The 14984-nt window shown below is 68.2% G+C and carries 16 protein-coding genes and 1 tRNA gene; all 17 read right to left on the bottom strand.

Annotated features, from left to right (window positions below):
• Positions 1 to 80: 80 nt before the first annotated feature.
• The 17 genes from clpX to ACX93N_RS01390 all read right to left on the bottom strand — a co-directional run bounded on the left by clpX (position 81) and on the right by ACX93N_RS01390 (position 14523).
• A complete protein-coding gene (gene clpX / locus ACX93N_RS01310) occupies positions 81 to 1373 on the bottom strand; it encodes an ATP-dependent Clp protease ATP-binding subunit ClpX (protein WP_459426581.1) in 1293 nt (430 codons plus the stop codon).
• 137 nt (positions 1374 to 1510) lie between these two features.
• Positions 1511 to 2158, bottom strand: a complete 648-nt coding sequence (gene clpP / locus ACX93N_RS01315) for an ATP-dependent Clp endopeptidase proteolytic subunit ClpP (protein ID WP_459426582.1) — start codon at positions 2156 to 2158, stop codon at positions 1511 to 1513.
• 81 nt (positions 2159 to 2239) lie between these two features.
• The gene (gene tig, locus ACX93N_RS01320) at positions 2240 to 3568 is read right to left on the bottom strand and encodes a trigger factor (protein ID WP_459426583.1); all 1329 of its coding nucleotides are present in this window, start codon (positions 3566 to 3568) and stop codon (positions 2240 to 2242) included.
• Positions 3569 to 3645: 77 nt separating this feature from the next.
• Positions 3646 to 3732 (bottom strand) — tRNA-Leu (locus tag ACX93N_RS01325).
• Positions 3733 to 3895: 163 nt separating this feature from the next.
• Positions 3896 to 4963 (bottom strand): beta-N-acetylglucosaminidase domain-containing protein, encoded by a 1068-nt coding sequence (locus ACX93N_RS01330; protein WP_459426584.1) that lies wholly within the window; start codon positions 4961 to 4963, stop codon positions 3896 to 3898.
• Positions 4964 to 5247: 284 nt separating this feature from the next.
• The gene (locus tag ACX93N_RS01335) at positions 5248 to 5598 is read right to left on the bottom strand and encodes a PilZ domain-containing protein (protein WP_459426585.1); all 351 of its coding nucleotides are present in this window, start codon (positions 5596 to 5598) and stop codon (positions 5248 to 5250) included.
• A complete protein-coding gene (holB, locus tag ACX93N_RS01340; protein ID WP_459426586.1) occupies positions 5595 to 6611 on the bottom strand; it encodes a DNA polymerase III subunit delta' in 1017 nt (338 codons plus the stop codon). The genes ACX93N_RS01335 and holB overlap by 4 nt, the downstream gene beginning before the upstream one ends.
• The gene (gene tmk, locus ACX93N_RS01345; protein WP_459426587.1) at positions 6608 to 7255 is read right to left on the bottom strand and encodes a dTMP kinase; all 648 of its coding nucleotides are present in this window, start codon (positions 7253 to 7255) and stop codon (positions 6608 to 6610) included. The genes holB and tmk overlap by 4 nt, the downstream gene beginning before the upstream one ends.
• A complete protein-coding gene (gene mltG, locus ACX93N_RS01350; protein ID WP_459426588.1) occupies positions 7256 to 8287 on the bottom strand; it encodes an endolytic transglycosylase MltG in 1032 nt (343 codons plus the stop codon).
• A complete protein-coding gene (gene pabC / locus ACX93N_RS01355; RefSeq protein WP_459426589.1) occupies positions 8269 to 9108 on the bottom strand; it encodes an aminodeoxychorismate lyase in 840 nt (279 codons plus the stop codon). Before pabC ends, mltG begins: the two co-directional genes overlap by 19 nt.
• 7 nt (positions 9109 to 9115) lie before the next feature.
• A complete protein-coding gene (gene fabF, locus ACX93N_RS01360; RefSeq protein WP_459426590.1) occupies positions 9116 to 10357 on the bottom strand; it encodes a beta-ketoacyl-ACP synthase II in 1242 nt (413 codons plus the stop codon).
• Between the two features lie 128 nt (positions 10358 to 10485).
• Positions 10486 to 10722, bottom strand: coding sequence for an acyl carrier protein (gene acpP / locus ACX93N_RS01365; RefSeq protein WP_459426591.1), 237 nt, complete (start codon positions 10720 to 10722; stop codon positions 10486 to 10488).
• Positions 10723 to 10852: 130 nt separating this feature from the next.
• A complete protein-coding gene (fabG, locus tag ACX93N_RS01370) occupies positions 10853 to 11596 on the bottom strand; it encodes a 3-oxoacyl-ACP reductase FabG (protein WP_459426592.1) in 744 nt (247 codons plus the stop codon).
• Complete coding sequence (gene fabD / locus ACX93N_RS01375; RefSeq protein WP_459426593.1) at positions 11593 to 12558, bottom strand: ACP S-malonyltransferase; 966 nt, start codon at positions 12556 to 12558, stop codon at positions 11593 to 11595. Before fabD ends, fabG begins: the two co-directional genes overlap by 4 nt.
• Positions 12559 to 12671: 113 nt before the next feature.
• Positions 12672 to 12854 (bottom strand): 50S ribosomal protein L32, encoded by a 183-nt coding sequence (gene rpmF / locus ACX93N_RS01380; RefSeq protein ID WP_459426594.1) that lies wholly within the window; start codon positions 12852 to 12854, stop codon positions 12672 to 12674.
• 4 nt (positions 12855 to 12858) lie between these two features.
• Entirely contained in the window at positions 12859 to 13374 is a 516-nt protein-coding gene (locus ACX93N_RS01385) for a YceD family protein (RefSeq protein WP_459426595.1), read from the bottom strand.
• 165 nt (positions 13375 to 13539) lie between these two features.
• Positions 13540 to 14523 carry an RluA family pseudouridine synthase gene (locus ACX93N_RS01390; protein WP_459426596.1) on the bottom strand — a complete coding sequence of 328 codons (984 nt, stop codon included), beginning with the start codon at positions 14521 to 14523 and terminating at the stop codon, positions 13540 to 13542.
• Positions 14524 to 14984: the final 461 nt, after the last annotated feature.

Below are 14984 nucleotides of genomic sequence, written 5' to 3' on the forward strand. Positions count from 1 at the left end.
GACTTTACAAGCCCCGGCGCCTGCCGCGGGAATGCCGGTGGCCGACCCCGAGACGGCCGGGGTGGCCGGAGGGAGGACCGTCAGTCCTCCGGTGACGCGGCGCGTGCGGGCTCGCTGTTCTGGTACACCAGCAGCGGCTCGGAATCGCCGCGGATGACGGACTCGTCGATCACGACCTTGGCCACGTCGTCCCGGGACGGGATGTTGTACATGGAATCGAGGAGCACGCTCTCGAGGATGGAGCGCAGGCCGCGGGCGCCGGTCTTGCGCTCCATGGCCCTCTCCGCGACGGCGCGCAGGCCGTCCTCGCGGAAATCGACCTCCACCCCTTCCATCTCGAAGAGCTTGGCGTACTGCTTGGTCAGCGAGTTCTTCGGCTCCGTGAGAATCTTCACCAGCGCCGTGACGTCCAGCTCCTCCAGGGTCGCGATCACCGGCAGGCGGCCGACGAACTCGGGGATGAGGCCGTACTGGACCAGGTCCTCCGGCTCGAGCTCGAACAGCAGCTCACCCACGTTGCGGTTCTCGTCCTTGCTCTTGACCTCCGCGGAAAAGCCGATGCCGCCCTTCTCGGAGCGATTGCGGATCACCTTGTCGAGGCCGGCGAAGGCGCCGCCGCAGATGAACAGGATGTTGCCGGTATCGACCTGCAGGAACTCCTGCTGCGGGTGCTTGCGGCCGCCCTGGGGCGGTACGGACGCGACGGTGCCCTCGATGAGCTTGAGCAGCGCCTGCTGCACACCCTCCCCGGATACGTCGCGGGTAATCGAGGGGTTGTCGGACTTGCGCGAGATCTTGTCGATCTCGTCGATGTAGACGATACCCACCTGGGCCTTCTCCACATCGTAGTCGCACTTCTGCAGCAGCTTCTGGATGATGTTCTCGACATCCTCACCGACGTAGCCGGCCTCCGTCAGCGTCGTGGCGTCCGCGATGGTGAAGGGCACGTCCAGCAGCCGTGCGAGGGTCTCGGCGAGCAGGGTCTTGCCCGAGCCCGTGGGACCGACCAGCAGGATGTTGCTCTTGCTGAGCTCGACGTCCTCGCCGCGACCACTGCTGCCGTAGCGCAGGCGCTTGTAGTGGTTGTAAACGGCGACGGACAGGACCTTCTTGGCACGCTGCTGACCGATGACGTATTCGTCGAGGATGTCGTTGATCTCGCGCGGCGACGGCAGGCGGTCCTGCTTGTCTTCACCGCCCGCTTCCTGCACCTCCTCGCGGATGATGTCGTTGCAGAGGTCGACACACTCGTCGCAGATGAACACGGAAGGACCCGCAATCAGCTTGCGCACCTCGTGCTGGCTCTTGCCGCAGAAGGAACAGTACAGGAGCTTGCCGCTGTCGTCTCCGCTGCCGGAGGATTCCTTACTCATCTAACCGCCTGTGTCTCTGCCTGCTTGCTGGCAGCTCGGGAGCTGCCTCGATCGCGGCCAAACCGCGTCTTTCCTCACTTCAAGGGTGAGGTTTTTTCAGCGTCTTTGCAAGTCGCCGGGCCTTGCGGCCCGGGTGCTCAGACGCCTTCCGGGGCGGTGCCGCGGGCGCTGACGACGGCATCGACGAGACCGTAGTCGCAGCTCTGGGTGGCATCCATGAAGCGGTCCCGCTCGGTATCGCGCTCGATAACCTCGATCGGCTGCCCCGTATGCTCGGCCATCAGCCGGTTCAGGCGCTCGCGGATGATCAGGATCTCCCTGGCATGGATATCGATATCGGTCGCCTGCCCCTGGGCCCCGCCACTGGGCTGGTGGATCATGGTGCGCGCGTTGGGCAGGATGAAGCGCTTGCCCTTCGCGCCGCCGCAGAGGAGGAAGGCGCCCATGGACGCCGCCTGGCCGACGCACATGGTGCTCACGTCCGGCTTGATGAACTGCATCGTGTCGTAGATGGACAGCCCGGCCGTGACGGAGCCACCGGGGGAATTGATGTACAGGTGGACGTCCTTGTCGGGGTTCTCCGACTCCAGGAACAGGAGCTGCGCCACGATGAGATTCGCCATGTGGTCCTCGATCGGGCCCACGACGAAGATGACACGCTCCTTGAGCAGCCGGGAGAAGATGTCGTAGGAGCGCTCGCCCCGGGACGTCTGTTCCACCACCATCGGCACCAGGCCGAGGTTCTGTACCGGGTGCCGCTCGTAACCGCCGGGCTCGTTGGACATAGGTTCACTTCCTTTCGCACGGCGCCCGCCCGCGAGCGGGCGCTGGTTGGCGTCCGCCCCATGGCGGACGCGGGCTCAGGTTCAGGCGTTGTTTGCCTGCTGACCGAGGCTGATCGCCTCCTGGTAGCTGCAGGGCGCCTCACTGATCGAGGCCTGCTCGAGCAGGGACTCGACCGCCTGGTCCTCCAGCACCTTGGATTCTACGGCCTGGAGCTGCTCCTGGTTCCCGTAGTACCAGTTGATGACCTCTTCCGGCTCCTGGTAGGTGGAGGCCAGCTCCTCGATTTCGCCGCGCACCCTGTCCGGGTCCGCTTTGAGTTCCCGATCGCTGATGAGTTCCGCGAGCAGCAGGCCCAGTTTCACCCGGCGCTCGGCGCGCTCGGCAAACATCTCGTCCGGCAGCAGGGACTTGAGATCCAGGTTCTCGGCGCTGGCGCCGCCGAACTGCTGGAACATCTGCCGGCGCATGCCGTCGATTTCCTGGGCAACGAGGGCCTGGGGGATCTCGAGATCCTCATGGGCCTCGAGCAGCGCGTCCATGACCTGCTGCTTGACGCGCGCCTGGATCGCGTTGCGCAGTTCGCGCTCCATGTTCGCCGCCACTTCCTGGCGGAAGGCGGTCTCGTCATCACCCTCCACCCCGTAGGCGGAGAAGAGCTTTTCGTCGAGGGGGGCGAGCTCGAGTTCGCTGACGCTGTTGACCTTGACGGCGAACTCGACGGCAGCACCCTGGAGGCTCTCCTCCTGGTAATCCTCGGGGAAGGTGAGGGAGAGGGTCTTTTCCTCGCCGGCACTCATGCCGACGATGCCGTCCTCGAAGCCGGGAATCATGCGGCCGGAACCCAGCTCGAGTTCCGTACCCTCGGCGCTGCCGCCCTCGAAGGGCTCGCCGTCGCGGGTGCCGGTGAAGTCGATGTTGACCTTGTCGCCTTCCTGCGCTGCCCGCTCCACGACTTCCCAGCTGCCCTGCTGGCGGCGGAACACGTCAATGATGTTGTCCACGTCCTCGTCCGAAACGCTGGCCGCGGGCTTCTCGACGCTGAAGCCGCTCACGTCCTTGAGGGCAACCTCCGGGAAGACTTCAAAGGTAGCAACGTACTCGAGGTCCTTGCCGGCCTCGAGGTTGCGCGGCTCGATGGTGGGCTGGCCGGCGGGGCGCAGGTTCTCCTGCACGACCGCATCCTGGAAGCTCTGGCTCATGACCTCGCCGAGCACCTCCTGGCGCACCCCGGCGCCGAAGCGCTGGCGCATGACCCGCATCGGCACCTTTCCAGGCCGGAAACCCGGCAGCCGCACGTTCTTTTTCGCCTGCTGCAGCCGGTTGTCGACCTCCTGGTCGACCCGCTCGGCGGGCACCCCGACGGTCAGCCGCCGCTCGAGGCCGGAGGTCGTTTCGATGGAAACCTGCATGGTCTGTCCTCACAGTGGTTGCCGGCGGCGCCCGGCGCCGCACGCTGTCAATCGTCGGCCCGCGGGCCGCTTGTACCTGGTGCGGAAGGAGAGACTCGAACTCTCACGCCGTTTAAGGCACTGGAACCTAAATCCAGCGCGTCTACCAGTTCCGCCACTTCCGCCCGAACACGCTCTGCACCCGCCCGGCACAACGGCAATCGCGTCCTAATCTGGACCCAAGTCCATGATAATCAAGCGGATTTCGGTCGTATTGGCTGGCTGGCGGGCTCGCTTCAAGGCGCGAGATTCTGCCACAAGCCCCCTACCCGTTCAACTGGCTCGCAATCAGTCGGTGAGACAGTCAGGGTCGAAGGTCCAGGCCCCATCCAGCCAGGCCAGCAGTTCCTCCGGCGCCGCCCCGGGGAGCGCCGCATAGCGCTCGCGAAGCCGCCCCTCCTCCCGCGGATCCAGTTCGTCCCGGCGCCGGTGCTCGAGGAGCGCCGCATCCTCGGCGAGGGCCGTGGCAACGGCGGACCCCAGGCGGTCGGCCAGCCAGTCGTCGGCGCTCGCGAGGCGCCCATGCAGCTCCGCGAGGCCGGCCAGCGCAGGCAGCGAAAGGACGGGCTGGTTCATGGCGTTGCAAAGGTGACCTGCGCAGGTGCTGCTCAGGGCGCCCTCGCGCTCCGGCGGCGCGGCCAGGTAGAGATGAAGGGATCGCCTGGCACCGTCGTTGACCGGCCAGTTGTCCCAGAGCGTCAGGGACCGGCCGAAGGCCGCGGCGGCGTCGGCCATGTCTGCCTCCGCGATGGACGCGGCACAAACCGTCCGGCCGGTCCAGAAGATATCGACGCCCTCCGGCAGACCGGCGCCAAGGGCCTCGCGATAACCGGTCGGCCGCGGGCCGAAGACGCGGTCGAGCACCGGGTCATCGCTGTAATAAGTCGGGCAGACGAGCAGGCGCGCTGCGCCGCTCCAGGCCGCAACATCGGCCACGATCTCCGCCTGGCGCGCGGCGAGGTCGGGGGTGTCTCCGGGCATGTCGTCGAAAAGCACCGCCAGGAACGCCGCACCGAGCTCGTCGAGCTGGCGGATGCGCGCCTGCAGGGCCCGGCGCCTGGCTGGGCCGTAATCTGCGTACAGTCGGAAGGGCGAGAGACCCAGGCCAAAGGCGATGCCGGCACCCTGGCAGTGCAGGGACAAGCGCTCCAGCGCGGCCGCTTCCGCAGCCGGCCAGGGTTCCTCCCAGCGCCGCCGGAGATGAACATCCGCCTTGGGCGCATAGAGGTAGGCATCGAGGTCCAGGTCGGCAAGATCGCTGACCAGCTGCAATCGTTCCGCCGGCGACCACGGGCGGCCATAGAACCCCTCGATGGCCCCGGTCAGGCGGGCGGCGGGTGCGGCGTTAGCAGACATGGGGATTTCGCGACTCTGTATTTATAACAAAATGAACTAAATATTCCCCCAAAGGGGCATGGCAAATTGTCACATTTGAGCGATACTTGTCACGTGGTCCCATTTCCTCGCAGGAATGTGTGGTCGCAGGAGCAAGCCCAATTGCTCTTCGAAGGAAGAAATTCCTTTATGTTTCACTCCTAATGGTCTTCCTGGGCTCCTTCGTGGAGCCCACTTTTTTCTGTGGAAGCCCATATTTTTCAGTGGGTTAGGGAAGGAAATTAAAGAGAGTCGGCAAATGTGGCCTACATGGTGTGGGTCGGTTTTTCCGACGTGAGGAGGCCCGCCAGGTACTCCTCGACCTTCGCGTTCGCTGCCGCGTCCTGCTCGGAGAACTGCACGCCGATGCCCGCGGTGCGATTCCCCTGCGCTCCCCGGGGGGTCACCCAGATGACCCGGCCGGCAATAGGGATCTTTTCCGGCTCGTCCATGAGCGTGAGCAGCATGAAGACTTCGTCGCCCAGTTCGTAGGACTTGTTCGTCGGCACGAAGAGCCCGCCATTTTTCACGAACGGCATGTAGGCCGAGTAGAGGACGGCCTTGTCCTTGATGGTCAGGGAAAGAATACCCTGGCGGCTGTTCTGGTCGTCGCTCACAGGCGCGTCACCGGCGAAAATACGCTACGCAGTCTAGCATCGGCGGCCCGCTCCCCCAAGCGCGCCTCGAGGCCGCCGAGCAGCGTCGCCCGGGCGAGTTCCGGCTGCGGGTTGGCGCCGGCGGCCACGGCCCGGGCCGCGCCCTGCACCTCGTCGAGGCAGGCGAACAGGCCCTGGCCCCGCGGGCTGCGCAACGCCGCGGGGGACAGTGTCCGCAGCGCGTCCTGCAGAACGCGGACGAGTAGTTCGAGGAACGCATCCAGCGGCAGGTCCGCCAGGGCGGCATCGACGGCGGGCGCTGCCGCACGCCCCCCCAGCAGCGCCTCCACCGCTGCACGCTGCTTCGTCGCCGTCGCCAGCTCACCCTCCTGCAACAGTTCTGCCGCCCGCAAGGGCCGGCCCGCGGCGAGCGCGAGCGCCTGCCGGGCCGCCTCCTGGTCGCGCCCCTCGGCGAGCCAGGACAGGCAGTCGTCCTCCGCCGGCACGGGGAAGCGCAGCACCTGGCAGCGCGAGCGCACCGTCGCGGGCAGCCGGCTTTCCGCCCCGGTAACGAGGAGGAGGTAGGTATTCGCCGGCGGCTCCTCGAGGGTTTTCAGGAGCGCGTTGGCCGCCGCGGCATTCATGCGCTCCGCGGGCGCTATGAGCAGGACCTTGCACTGCCCGAGCCCCGGTGTCTGCGCACCGAACGCGATGGCATCGCGTACCTGCCCCACCGGGATGACCTGGCCCTTGCCCGTGGGTTCGAGGATGAGGAAATCGCCGTGCGCACCGCTCGCCGTAAGGCGGCACGCCTTGCAGTCGCCGCAGTTGGTGCCCTGCACCGGCGCCGCGCAGAGAAGGTAGCGGGCCAGGGCCAGGGCAAAGCGTTCGCACCCCGTGCCGGGCAGGCCGGCGAGGAGCAGCGCATGGGGCAGGCTGCCGCCCTTCCGGCTGGCGAGGAGCCGCTCCCAGGCCGCGTGCTGCCAGGGCAGCGGCGGCGTTACCGGCGGCAGCGAGCTCGACTCGCCAGTCACGGCCGGTCGCCGTTGCGGCAGGCGAGGAGCTCGTCGCAGATCTCGTCGAGCTGTGCCTGCACCGCGGGCAGGTCCCGGCTCGCGTCGATCACCCGGTAGCGTCCGCTGCTCTCGCGGGCGAGACGCAGGTAGGTCGCGCGCACCCGCTCGAAGAATGCCACCTGCTCGCGCTCGAAGCGGTCCAGGTCGCCGCGGCCGCGGGCGCGCTCGATACCGAGCGCCACCGGCGCGTCGAGAAGCAGCGTGCAGTCCGGGCGCAATTCGCCCTGGACGAGGGTTTCCAGCTGCTGGACCCAGTGCGCGGGCAGCTCGCGACCACCCGACTGGTAGGCGTAGGTCGCATCCGTGAACCGGTCACAGAGCACCCACTGTCCCGCCGCCAGCGCCGGGCGGATGCGCCGCGCCAGGTGCTGCGCCCGCGCCGCGAAGATCAGCAGCAGCTCGGCGAGGTCATCGACCGGTTCTTCGCGCACGGCGAGGAGCAGCTCGCGTATATCCTCCGCAAGCACACTGCCCCCCGGTTCGCGGGTGGTGACCAGCGGCACACCGGCCTCCCGCAGGCGGCCTGCGACGTGGTGAAGGGCCGTGGACTTGCCCACGCCCTCGCCCCCTTCCAGGGTCAGGAACAGCCCGCGCCCCGTCATCTAGCCGGGCCCCGGCGTCGAGCGGTAGTCGGCCCGGCGCTTGAGCTGGTACTCGCGGACCGCGCGCCGGTGCGCCTCCAGCGTGTCGCTGAAGACGTGGCTGCCGTCGCCGCGGGCGACAAAATAGAGCGCCGTACCCTCGGCCGGCTGCAGTGCGGCGCGCAAAGCCTCACGCCCGGGCAGCGCGATGGGCGTGGGCGGCAGGCCGTCATGGCGATAGGTGTTCCAGGGATTACTGTCATCCTTGAGGTGCTCCCGGCGCAGGTTGCCATCATAGGCCGCCCCGAGGCCATAGATCACCGTCGGGTCGGTCTGCAGGCGCATACCGCGCTGCAGGCGACGCACGAACACGCCCGCTATACGGCCGCGCTCCGCGGGCACGCCCGTCTCGCGCTCGACGATCGACGCCAGCACGAGGGCCTCGTAGGGATCGGCGAGCGGCACCGCCGGGTCGCGCTCCCTCCAGGCGTCCGCCAGGGCCACCTCCAGCGCCGCATGGGCGCGCTGGAGCAGCGCCCAGTCGCTCTCCCCCCGGCGATAACGGTAGGTCTCCGGGAGAAACAGGCCTTCCGCGGAGGCCCGCCCCGGCGCCAGGGCCAGCAAGCGCGGGTCGCGCGGCCCTTCGAGGACCGTGACCAGTGGTTCCTGCCGGCCGAGAATCGCCAGCGCCTGTGCCAGCGTGATGCCTTCCGGCAAGGTCACCGTGTACTCGATCACCGCGCCCCGGACGAGCTGGTCGAGGATGTCCGCCGCCGTCAGGGTGCCGGTCAGCCGGTACTCTCCCCGGTGGATACGGGCATCGAGACCCGTGTAGCGGCCGTAGAGATCGAGCAGCAACGCGCTCTTGATGATGCCATCGGCTTCCAGGCGGCGGCTGAGGGAAGACAGGGACTCCCCCGCTCCCACGGTCAGCGTATAGCCGCCTCCGGGCAGGCTCGCCGGCTCCCGCCAGCAATCCAGAACCCGGAGCGCGCCCAGGGCGATGCCGAGGCACAGCACGAGGAACCCGAAGGCTAGCCAAGGTTTGCGCACAGGGCCTCCCGGTACGCCGCCTGCAATCGCTCGATCACGGGGTGTGCCCTCCACTGTCGCTGCTCGTGGCGCCCGACAGCTACGATACCGCGGAGGCTGTTGCAGCAGAATACCGCATCGGCCGAGGCGAGCGCCCCGGGCGCCAGCGCAGCCACCTCGACTTCGAGCCCCAGGGCCGGTGCCAGCGTGTCGAGCACCAGCCGCCGGCGTGTGCCGGCAATGCCGCAGGCAGCCAGGTCCGGCGTTGCGAGCACATCGCCGCGGAGGAGAAACAGGTTGCCCCGGGTGGCGGCAACGAGCCACCCCGCCGTGTCGCAGACCAGCAGCTCGTCGAGCCCGCGCTCACGGCATTCCCGGGCGGCAAGCACCTGCTCCAGCCGGTTCAGGTGCTTGAGGCCGGCGAGGGCCGGCTGTTGCGCCCAGCGCAGGGTTGCGGTCGCCGTGCGCAGCGGCGCGGGCGCGACGAGCGGGTCCAGCGGCGCCGGGGCGATCTCGATGACGGTGCGCGGCAGAGGCGTTGCCGGGGGCGGGTAACCGCGGGGACCCCCGCCGCGGGTCACGGTGAGGCGCAGCGTGAGCCAGGCTTCCGCCGGCGCATCGTAGGCCGCGAGGCTGGCCGCGAGGTGCTCGCGCCAGGGCGGCGCGGGGATACCCAGCTGCGCGAGTCCCGTTGCGAGGCGATCGGCATGCAACGCGAGCCAGGCCGGCGCAACGCCTCGAACCAGCAGGGTCTCGAACAGGCCGTCACCATAGGCGAAGCCGCGATCGGGCAGCGGCAGGGATGCCGCCGGGCGGCCGTCGACGAACAGGCCGGGCGCCACGGGGCGCTCAGTCGAGCTGGCTGAAGACCAGGGAGCCGTTGGTGCCGCCAAAGCCGAAAGAGTTAGTGAGTACGTGGCGGATCGGTCGCTCCTGCGCCGTGTTCGGCACGTAGTCGAGGTTGCAGCCCTCGTCCACGTTGTCGAGGTTGATGGTCGGCGGGGCCACCTGGTCGCGCAGCGCGAGGATCGAGATGATCGCCTCGACCGCACCGGCGGCCCCCAGCAGGTGCCCGATCATGGACTTGGTGGAACTGACGGCTACCGTTGAAGCCGCGGTGCCGAGGACGTCCTCGATGGCCCGGCTCTCGGCGAGATCACCGGCCTGCGTGGAGGTCCCGTGGGCGTTGATGTAGTCGATGGCCTCCGGGGGGAGTTCCGCATCGATCAGCGCATTGCGCATGGCCAGCGCCGCGCCGTGCCCGTCTTCCGGCGGCAGGGTCATGTGGTAGGCATCGCCACTCATGCCGAACCCGGTGAGCTCCGCGTAGATCTGCGCACCGCGGGCCCGGGCACTCTCGTACTCCTCGAGCAGCAGCACACCGGCCCCATCCCCGAGGACGAAACCGTCCCGATCCCGGTCCCAGGGCCTGGACGCCCGCTCCGGCTCGTCATTGCGTGTGGACAGGGCCCGCGCCGCGGCAAAGCCGCCGAGCCCCACGGGCGTAGTGGCCATTTCCGCACCGCCGACCAGCATGGCGTCCGCATCGCCCTGGGCGATGAGGCGACCGCCGAGGCCGATGTTGTGCGTGCCTGTCGTACAGGCAGTCACCAGGGCGAGATTGGGCCCCTGCATGCCGTAGCGCACGGAGAGGCTGCCGGCGATCATGTTGATGATGGAGCCCGGTACGAAGAACGGCGAGATCCGCCGCGGCCCGGCCGTGCGCACGATCTCGGTGTTCTTCTCGATCTGGCCGATACCGCCGATACCGGAGCCGATGGCACAGCCCACGCGGGCGGCGTTGGCCTCCGTGACCTCCAGGCCCGCGTCCTCCATGGCCTGGATACCGGCCGCGGCCCCGTACTGCACGAAGGTGTCGAGCTTCCGCGCCTCCTTGCTGCTGAGGTAGGGCGAGACGTCGAAGTCGCGCACGCTGGCGGAGAAGCGGGTGCTGTAATCGGACACGTCGAAGGCCGTGATCGGCGTCGCACCGCTGCGGCCGGCGAGGAGCGCTTCCCAGCTCGTGGCGACACTGTGCCCCACGGAGGTGACCGCGCCCATGCCCGTGACGACAACTCTTCTGCCCTTCAAGGCTCCCGCTCTCCTAGTCCAGGTTCCAGCCCGTACTGACCGTCACGCCCTGCCCGAGGTGAAAAGCGCCATAAAAAAAGCCGCCCTATCGCGCAATAGAGGCGGCCTCGGTCGGGCTGTTACAACAATCAGGCGAGGTGTTCGTTGATGTAGTCGATGGCCAGCTTGACCGTGGTGATCTTCTCCGCTTCCTCGTCGGGAATTTCCGTTTCGAATTCCTCCTCGAGAGCCATCACCAGTTCGACCGTGTCCAGGGAGTCCGCGCCGAGATCTTCGACGAACGATGCCTCGGTCTTAACTTCTTCCTCTTTGACGCCGAGTTGCTCGGCCACGATCTTCTTCACGCGTTCTTCGATGCTGCTCATGACTGTTGTTGTCTCCTGCTGCTGTAGGGGGTATACCCGATTGAGGCGCCCTCTCAGGGGCCGAAGTTTACAAGTTTTTCCCGGGCAGTAATAGGACTTTTCCGGCACGCCCGCCGGGCCCGGGCACGCGCTAGGCCATGTACATCCCGCCGTTGATATGCACGGTTTCACCGGTGACGTAGGCGGCGTGCCCGGAACACAGGAACGCAACCAGGGCCGCGATTTCCTCCGGTGCACCGAGCCGGCCCAGGGGAATCTGCGCGAGCATGGCCGCGCGCTGCTCTTCGCCGAGCTCCCGCGTCATGTCTGTATCGATGAACCCCGGGGCCACGCAGTTCACGGTGATGTTGCGCCCCCCGAGTTCACGGGCGAGCGCGCGCGTAAAACCGCCGGCGCCGGCCTTGCTGGCGGCGTAGTTGCTCTGGCCGGCGTTGCCCATCGCGCCGACCACGGACGTGATATTCACGATGCGGCCCCAGCGGGCGCGGGTCATGGCCCGGGCGCAGGCCTTGCTGACCCGGTAAAGGGCGCCGAGGTTCGTGTCGATAACGTCGTCCCACTCCTCGGGTTTCATGCGCATGAGCAGGTTGTCACGCGTGATGCCCGCGTTGTTGACCAGGATGAGCGGCGCCCCGAACTCCTCGGTCACTGCCTTGACGGTGCTCTCGACCGACGCCGCATCGGCGACGTCGAGAACGCGCCCCGCACCGCGCCCGCCCAGGTCCTCATCGATGCGCGCCGCACCGGCCTCGCTGGTTGCCGTGCCGACGACGCGATGACCGGCATCGGCGAGGGCGTGGGCGATGGCGCGGCCGATGCCGCGGCTGGCGCCGGTCACCAGAGCGACACGGGCTTCCGTTGCTTCTTCACTCATGCTGTTCTCCCGCGTTCTGCCAGGGCGGCGTGCAGCGCCTCCAGGTCCGCCGGCGCCTCGAGGTACCAGCTCTCGAGACCGCGGTCGATTCGGCGGTTGAGGCCGCCGAGCACCTTGCCCGGGCCGCATTCGGCAACGCGCATGACGCCGGCGGCTGCCATCGCACGGACGCAGTCGGTCCAGCGCACGGGGCTCGAGATCTGCTTGACAAGAAGCATTCGGATCACTGCAGGGTCACTTGCCGTTTCCGCATTGACATTGTGCACCACCGGTATCGCCGGCGCCTCCAGGGGCAGCTCCGCCAGGGCTTCGCGCAGGCGCTCTCCCGCCGGCGTCATCAGGGTGGTGTGGAAAGGTGCGCTCACCGGCAGTGGCACGGCGCGGCGGGCACCGGCTTCTTTCAGGGCCACGACCGCGCGGTCGAGAGCGGCGCGCTCCCCGGCGATCACCACCTGACCGGGGGCGTTGTAGTTGACCGCCTCGACAATACCGCTGCCAGCCGCCGTCACCGCCGCACAGACCCGCTCGACAGCCGCGTCCTCCAGCCCCAGCACAGCGGCCATGGCGCCCTCGCCCACCGGCACCGCGCCCTGCATGGCCTGGCCGCGCAGGCGAACGAGCCGAACCGCATCGTCGAAGGAAAAGCTGCCGGCGCAGGTCAGTGCCGAGAACTCGCCGAGGCTGTGACCGGCCATCATCGCGGGCGCGGGGCCGCCGACCGCCTGCCAGGCACGCCAGAGCGCCACACTGCAGGTGAGCAGCACGGGCTGGGTGATCTCGGTGAGGTTCAGCGGTTCCTGGTCATCGCCGCTGACAAGCACCCACAGATCCTCTTCCAGGGCGTCGGAAGCCTGCTGGAACGTATCGCGCACGCAGGCGAAGCGCGCGTGGGCATCCTTTAGCATCCCAGTCCGCTGCGATCCCTGGCCGGGAAAGACGAACGCGAGGCGCCTGTCGGTCATCGGTGCGCTCCTGGCACGGTTGTCGAGCGTGTTCGTCGGTGGGCGGCGCCCCGGGGACGCCGACGCCGCCAGATGCCCCACACCGGGCAGGACACCCTCCGGCGCAGCCGGGGTCAGTCGTCGTTACGGGTTTCGACGACCTTCTTGCCCCGGTAGAAACCATCCGCCGTGACGTGGTGCCGACGGTGCGTTTCGCCGGACACCTGGTCCACGGACAGCGTGTTTCCGCCGAGCGCATCGTGGGAACGGCGCATGCCGCGGCGCGAACGCGTCTTCTTGTTCTGCTGAACTGCCATGGTGCTAGTCTCCTGGGTCCTGGTCCCGCTTCAATTGCGCCAGGACCTCGAATGGGTTGTCTCTCGCCGGCGCCTCTGCCGGTGCTTCCTGCTGCACCCCGCCCGGGGCCAGCCTGTCGATGCAGGCCGGGTCGTCGTGATAGGAGAAGGGCGGCAATGCCAGCACCAGTTCTTCCTCCACAAGCTCCCAGAGATCGACTTCCTCCGCGTCGGTGAGCACGGGCTCCAGGCTCGCCGGCAGGTGCCGGGCCTGGTCGTCGCTCCACACCGCCGCCAACTCGCTGCGCGGCGCCAGGGTCTCGCTGACCGTTTCGAGGCAGCGCTGGCACTGGACCGGCAGCACGGCATCAACCGCAAGGCTGGCGAGGAACCGACCCTCATCGTCCCGGTGGAAGTCGATGGTCACCATGATGGTGCCGTCGGTCCCCGCGAGGAGCGGTGCCAGGCGCGGGAGATCACCAGGCCGCAGGCTTCCACTGACGCGCGCTTCCCGGGTCGCCGCCCTGCGAAAATCCAGCATCCGCGGGAGGGGGCCAGTCGACATAGGCGCGCACTATAGGGCCGCCCCCCGGCGTTGTCAAAAAATTCTTTACAGAACAAGGGCTTCAATGACGCCGGCATGGGCCGATGCGCGGCGGGTGCGGCCGGACAGCCCGACGAGGCCAATAAATATTTTTTATTTCAGTCAGTTACGCAGGCCTTCGAGAAATCGCTCGAGCTCCTCGTCCAGCGGCGCCTCGAGGTCGTAGGCCCGCGGCGGGTCACCGAGGGTGAACCGCAGCCGCCAGGCGTGCAGGAAAAGACGGTCCAGACCCCCGGCCTCCGCCAGCGCCGCCTCCCGTTCCCCCTGGTACTTCACATCCCCCACCAGCGGGTGCCCGGCATGCAGCGCGTGCACCCGGATCTGGTGAGTCCGACCGGTGAGCGGCCTCGCCTCCACCAGGGTCGCATTCCTGAAACGCTCGACCACCCGGAAGCGGGTCACGGACCGCCGCCCGGCGGCAGCGACGCGGACCACACGCTCACCAGAGGCCCGGGCCTGCTTCTCGAGCGGCGCATCCACCTCGGAAAGGCCCCGCGGCCAGCGGCCCGCGACCAGGGCGAGATAGACCTTTTCCACCCCGTCCCCGCGCAGCTGGGCGTGCAGTTCCCGGAGCACCCGGGGCCGGCGTGCCACGAGGATCAGCCCGGAGGTATCGCGATCAAGCCGGTGGACCAGTTCGAGCTCGCGGCCCTGGGGCCGCACCTGGCGCAGGCATTCGATCAGGCCCAGGTCCACCCCACTGCCGCCGTGCACGGCGAGCCCCGCGGGCTTGTTGACCACCAGCAGGTCGTCGTCCTCAAGAACGATACGACCGGCGAGGCGATCCGCCCAGTACCAGGGCACCGGGGGCGGCTTGCGCCGGGCGGGCTGGTGCAGCGGCGGCAGGCGCACGCTATCGCCCTCCGACAATCGCTGACCGGGCTTCGCCCGCCCCTTGTTGACACGGATCTCGCCCTTGCGCAGCGCCTTGTAGAGCCGGGTTTTCGGCACCCCGGGCAGTTCGCGAAGCAGGAAATTGTCGAGACGCTGGCCGTCGCTGCGGGCGGTTACGGTAACCGTGCGCACAGCGCTGCGCTCCGGGGAGTGCGCCCTGCCGGCATCACCTTCGGCGTGCTGCTCAGCCATCGTGCGACCGCTCTTCCATCTTATATTTGAGTGGCGTGGGAATAGTTGCTATGCTCCGCTCCGTGCGAGGCCGGGCTACTGTATACACCCCATGCCGGGCTGACAAATCGGCGCTGCCGAATACCGCCTGGGGCGGCATCGCAGCGGCCGACGCACGCCAAGGACCCGGTGCAGGAGGCACGGGCAGCGGCGCGAGACCAAGAGCCGGCGACGCCTTTGGCAGGCAGCTTGCAACCCATGCAGCGCCAGCAAAGCCCCGCCAGAGCCGCGCGCTACGCCAGCCAGGAGACGAAACCTGCCCCCGCCCCCGGGAAGAACCGAAAAAGCAAGGTTATCCGGAAAGACAGAGACAGCATCGCCCGGCGCCCCAGGGCTGCCGGGCCCGGCCACCGGGTGGTGGCCCCCGGCGAGCGGCACGCCGCCGCGCCGGCGCATGTCATAACACCCGTGCGAGCAGCAAG

The organism is Pseudohaliea sp., assembly GCF_054552115.1.

What these genes read in the sequence shown, in the direction of transcription:
- clpX (WP_459426581.1), bottom strand. Translation starts at nt 1,373, where the DNA reads ATGAGTAAGGAATCCTCCGGCAGCGGAGACGACAGCGGCAAGCTCCTG.
- clpP (WP_459426582.1), bottom strand. Translation starts at nt 2,158, where the DNA reads ATGTCCAACGAGCCCGGCGGTTACGAGCGGCACCCGGTACAGAACCTC.
- tig (WP_459426583.1), bottom strand. Translation starts at nt 3,568, where the DNA reads ATGCAGGTTTCCATCGAAACGACCTCCGGCCTCGAGCGGCGGCTGACC.
- ACX93N_RS01330 (WP_459426584.1), bottom strand. Translation starts at nt 4,963, where the DNA reads ATGTCTGCTAACGCCGCACCCGCCGCCCGCCTGACCGGGGCCATCGAG.
- tmk (WP_459426587.1), bottom strand. Translation starts at nt 7,255, where the DNA reads ATGACGGGGCGCGGGCTGTTCCTGACCCTGGAAGGGGGCGAGGGCGTG.
- acpP (WP_459426591.1), bottom strand. Translation starts at nt 10,722, where the DNA reads ATGAGCAGCATCGAAGAACGCGTGAAGAAGATCGTGGCCGAGCAACTC.
- fabG (WP_459426592.1), bottom strand. Translation starts at nt 11,596, where the DNA reads ATGAGTGAAGAAGCAACGGAAGCCCGTGTCGCTCTGGTGACCGGCGCC.
- fabD (WP_459426593.1), bottom strand. Translation starts at nt 12,558, where the DNA reads ATGACCGACAGGCGCCTCGCGTTCGTCTTTCCCGGCCAGGGATCGCAG.
- rpmF (WP_459426594.1), bottom strand. Translation starts at nt 12,854, where the DNA reads ATGGCAGTTCAGCAGAACAAGAAGACGCGTTCGCGCCGCGGCATGCGC.
- ACX93N_RS01385 (WP_459426595.1), bottom strand. Translation starts at nt 13,374, where the DNA reads ATGCTGGATTTTCGCAGGGCGGCGACCCGGGAAGCGCGCGTCAGTGGA.
- ACX93N_RS01390 (WP_459426596.1), bottom strand. Translation starts at nt 14,523, where the DNA reads ATGGCTGAGCAGCACGCCGAAGGTGATGCCGGCAGGGCGCACTCCCCG.